We start from the raw sequence: 3,880 nt of genomic DNA, 5'->3' as shown, positions 1-3,880 counted from the left end.
GGTCAGTTTGCCCCGGAATGGGGTGGTCAATTTGACGCGGAATCACTGGTCACATTCCGCCGGAATCAGGTGGTCAATATCAGCGGTATATCCAATCGGGAAAACCGTGCGCACTATTGATATTCTTTACTGCCTGATTTAAATTATTGCCGATGTGATTCAATTCCCGCCTAAGCAAGGCGAGTTCTTCTAACATCTCGTCCATTGATTTGTCGCGGTGAACAATTGTCACCGGTTCCCCTAAAATCATCGCGCGGCCATACTCACTTAGATTTTGAAAAGTAGATTTCTTATACCGTTTATTGAGTGATTCTTCTTCTGTTGGCCTTAGACGGATCTTTAGCCAACGTGAACGATTTTCATTGTCATTTTCCATGATGATACAATTTAATAAAACCGACTCTGGAGTGTTTTACTATGGTCCCGAACCGACTTCGGAGGGAAGGGCAAGATCCGTTTGTGGTACAAACGTACATCTTGCTAACTGCAAAAAGAAAGCAGTTTGATCCCATCTCCATATTCGTAACTCTCATTATCTGCTTACTTTTACAAACTCCCATTGTCCTTCAAATAATTCTGTAATGCCCGAATGGTTATCTCCTTCTGTGATATATCATTCTGAGCTCCATAGGCCTTTATTTTACGTTTAAGCCCCTTTGGTATCCAGTTATTGAAACGTGCCTCATCTTCGTTGGTAGGGGCTTGTATTGCTTTCACCGGAGTCACCTGCTGTATGGGTGTATGAGGCGTTTCGTTTTTAATTTTGCTGGCCAGATCGCCGAGCTTTTTCTTATAATTATCCATTACAAAATCTTTAAGAACATTTGAACAATTCTATAAATGCAGCAATGAACATTTGTGAATATCGCTAATTGAACATTTGAACAACGCTACATTTGCAGCTTGCTATAAATGAACATTTAAACAACTCTACATTGTTACAAATGAATATTTATTCAAATGAACATTTGAATAAATATTCATTGCTACATTTATACACTCATGAGATTGACGATCTCTTCCGCAAGAAACGTGACCTCCTCGATCGCTTTTTGATCCGTGCTTTTCAGGATACCGGATGTCATTGACGACCTCGCAAAACTCACCCGATCAAAGACGCGTGTGTTTAATAAGGGAGTACCCAGCGTATTAATCAATTCGACAATTTCCGCCGTTATACCCGACCTTGGCTTTAGCATATTAAGTACGATACCTGCTTTAAGATTTTTATTTTGTGCTTGTGAAAATTTGATCAGGGCCAGCGTGGATTTTATAGCCATAACATCAAAGAAACCCGCTTTGGTGGGGACCAAAACATAATCTGAGTAACCAAACAATTCATTGAGTCGGTTAGACAAATACGGAGGTGTGTCAACTATAATAAGATCATAATCCAAACTCGGTATTTCACTGATCTTTTCCGGGGCTAAAATATCGAGTTCAGGAAAATCTTCCTTTAAATGATAAATGCTTCCTTGTAAGTCGGAGTCGATTAACGCGACCTTTAATTGATCTTTGAAGCACAATGCCAGGTTCAACGCTAACGTGCTTTTGCCGACGCCACCTTTTTGATGCGCCAATGTGATGATCTTTGCCATGATGTAATTTATTAAGTTTACGTTAAGAGAGATTTCACGAGAATGCTAATTCCCGAGACTTCTGAAATTTAAATTGTTGCCAAACATAAAAACAATGACGTTCCTTAGTCTCGCAATGGTGATGGTCTTGAAATTTAAAAGGTCTAACAGTGACAACTTTTGGAGATCGGAAACCAGCTCGATACCAAAATCATTGAGCTCCTTGTTAAACTTGTGGGATAGGTATAAATGATTGTTTAGCCAATCCGTATGGTTTACGTGATTCTTCATAGTTTAAAAAGGTTACCGGCGTTTGCCGCGGGTTAGTGAAACAGAATTTACAACTTCAGCCAGGGTACTTTTACGGCCAGACCTTATCCAGGCAAGTAGCTCAGTTTTGTTGAAATACAATTTCTTCCCCTGTTTGCTAACTGGGATTTCTCGGCGACATACCTTGCCATAAATCGTAGATATTGATAGATTCAAAAAAGCAGATGCCTGCTTAATTGAAAACAGACTATCGGCATCCGATTCGTTGGGACGTTCCTGACTAAGGATGTGCTCGATCTTAGATACTTTCTCTAAAAGCTCGCTTACTGCTTTAGGTAGTTGATCAAATGTTAATATTTCCATAACAGCTTTTTTTAATTCGTTATGGAAGCAAAATTATTTATAGAGAACCGGACATCACTCCGAGATTGTCCGAGTCGGACAGTGAAAAAATCTAAACAACAGCAATAAAGGGTATAGATAGGTAAATAAACAGAGCGAATCCGTAAAAATGGAAAAGGTAAAAATCAAGGTTTTTAAAACATGTGGATGCGCATAAAGGCGCGGAGGAAGAGCAACCTTTTTTTATTGTCTGTATGCAAATAGCAATAAAGTATGCAAATTTTATGCAAATAAAAAAACCCAACTCGCCAGAGTTGGGTTAATTCATTGATTTTCAAGCTCCTGAGCCTGGACTCGAACCAGGGACCCTCTGATTAACAGTCAGATGCTCTAACCAGCTGAGCTACTCAGGAATTATTTTCTGGTTTGGAGTGTGCAAAAGTATGATTTCTAAGGTAATTTCCCAATGTTTTTTAAAAAAAAATATAAATGGTTAAAGATGAGATTGTTTTAATTTATTAATTGGGTTAACCATTTTATAAATAATTGCCGGAATTGAAAAATATAGCGCCAATAAATTGCCGGCTTATTGCCACTTATGAGTTAAAAATGGCATATTTGCAAAAAACATAAATATTTAAATGAGTTTATTAGTTATTGGTACTGTGGCATTTGATGCCATTGAGACACCCTTTGGTAAGACAGATAAAATTGTTGGCGGTGCCGCAACCTATGCAGGTTTAGCCGCTTCTTACTTTTATGATAAAATAAAAATTGTTGCCGTAGTAGGCGATGATTTCCCCGAAAGCGAAATTGCCGACTTTAATAGCCACGGTATTAACACCGAAGGTTTGCAGGTTAAAAAAGGCGAGAAATCATTTTTCTGGAGTGGTAAATATCATAACGATATGAACAGCCGCGATACATTGGTAACTGAATTAAATGTATTGGCAGATTTTGACCCAATCATCCCTGAAAGCTACCAGGACTGCGAATATTTGATGTTGGGTAACTTGACACCACAAGTACAACAAACGGTTATTAAACGCCTTAAAAACCGCCCTAAGCTTATTGTAATGGACACCATGAACTTTTGGATGGACATTGCGATGGACGACCTGTTAGAAACTATAAAGCTTATCGACGTATTAACTATTAACGATGCCGAGGCGCGCCAGCTATCGGGTGAGTATTCATTGGTTAAAGCAGCGCATAAAATATTAACCATGGGCCCAAAATACTTGATCATTAAAAAAGGTGAGCATGGCGCTTTGTTGTTCCATGAGGATAAGATCTTCTCGGCACCGGCATTGCCATTGGCCGAGGTGTTTGATCCAACCGGCGCAGGCGATACCTTTGCAGGTGGTTTTATTGGCTACATGGCTAAAGTTGGTACAGTTAATTTCAATAACATGAAAAATGCCATCATCTTTGGTTCTGCTTTAGCATCATTCTGTGTTGAAAAATTTGGAACAGAAAAAATCAAGAACCTTACAGAAGCAGAAGTAGCTGCACGTGTACAAGAGTTTGTGCACCTGTCTGCTTTTGAAATAAATTAATCTAATAAGAGGATATAATAAAAAAGGCGGGGCGTATTGAAGTGCCCCCGAAAAGTTAGACGAATTTAAATTAATTATTAATATGATGAGCTCGGTATTTTAACGGGCTCATTCCTTTTAGATTTAGTTTGA

Annotated in this window: 5 protein-coding genes and 1 tRNA gene; 1 reads left to right on the top strand and 5 read right to left on the bottom strand. The window is 38.8% G+C overall.

The genetic code is table 11. From position 1 onward, the window contains the following. Positions 1-79 precede the first annotated feature (79 nt). From ABIB50_RS26545 to ABIB50_RS26525, 5 genes are all read right to left on the bottom strand, one after another. Positions 80-376, bottom strand: coding sequence for a plasmid mobilization protein (locus tag ABIB50_RS26545; protein ID WP_429385083.1), 297 nt, complete (start codon positions 374-376; stop codon positions 80-82). A 170-nt stretch (positions 377-546) separates the two neighbouring features. Continuing rightward, entirely contained in the window at positions 547-804 is a 258-nt protein-coding gene (locus ABIB50_RS26540) for a hypothetical protein (RefSeq protein WP_429385080.1), read from the bottom strand. 188 nt (positions 805-992) lie between these two features. Further along, the gene (locus ABIB50_RS26535; RefSeq protein ID WP_429385077.1) at positions 993-1,598 is read right to left on the bottom strand and encodes an AAA family ATPase; all 606 of its coding nucleotides are present in this window, start codon (positions 1,596-1,598) and stop codon (positions 993-995) included. 282 nt (positions 1,599-1,880) lie between these two features. After that, on the bottom strand, positions 1,881-2,210 hold the full coding sequence (locus ABIB50_RS26530) for a helix-turn-helix domain-containing protein (protein WP_429385074.1): 330 nt from the start codon (positions 2,208-2,210) through the stop codon (positions 1,881-1,883). A gap of 318 nt (positions 2,211-2,528) precedes the next feature. Further along, a tRNA-Asn gene (locus ABIB50_RS26525) sits at positions 2,529-2,602 on the bottom strand. 228 nt (positions 2,603-2,830) lie between these two features. On the opposite strand from ABIB50_RS26525, the gene ABIB50_RS26520 reads away from it, so the two are divergent. Continuing rightward, complete coding sequence (locus tag ABIB50_RS26520) at positions 2,831-3,748, top strand: PfkB family carbohydrate kinase (RefSeq protein WP_429385071.1); 918 nt, start codon at positions 2,831-2,833, stop codon at positions 3,746-3,748. Positions 3,749-3,880 lie beyond the last annotated feature (132 nt).

It is taken from the genome of Mucilaginibacter sp. UYCu711 (genome assembly GCF_050433825.1).
In the GTDB taxonomy this organism is placed as follows: Bacteria; Bacteroidota; Bacteroidia; order Sphingobacteriales; family Sphingobacteriaceae; genus Mucilaginibacter.
Note: the sequence above shows the minus strand (reverse complement) of the source record. Positions and strands in the feature narration are given on the sequence as shown.

Coding starts and splice junctions, on each gene's coding strand:
- ABIB50_RS26545 (WP_429385083.1), bottom strand. CDS start 376: ATGGAAAATGACAATGAAAATCGTTCACGTTGGCTAAAGATCCGTCTA.
- ABIB50_RS26540 (WP_429385080.1), bottom strand. CDS start 804: ATGGATAATTATAAGAAAAAGCTCGGCGATCTGGCCAGCAAAATTAAA.
- ABIB50_RS26535 (WP_429385077.1), bottom strand. CDS start 1,598: ATGGCAAAGATCATCACATTGGCGCATCAAAAAGGTGGCGTCGGCAAA.
- ABIB50_RS26520 (WP_429385071.1), top strand. CDS start 2,831: ATGAGTTTATTAGTTATTGGTACTGTGGCATTTGATGCCATTGAGACA.
- ABIB50_RS26530 (WP_429385074.1), bottom strand. CDS start 2,210: ATGGAAATATTAACATTTGATCAACTACCTAAAGCAGTAAGCGAGCTT.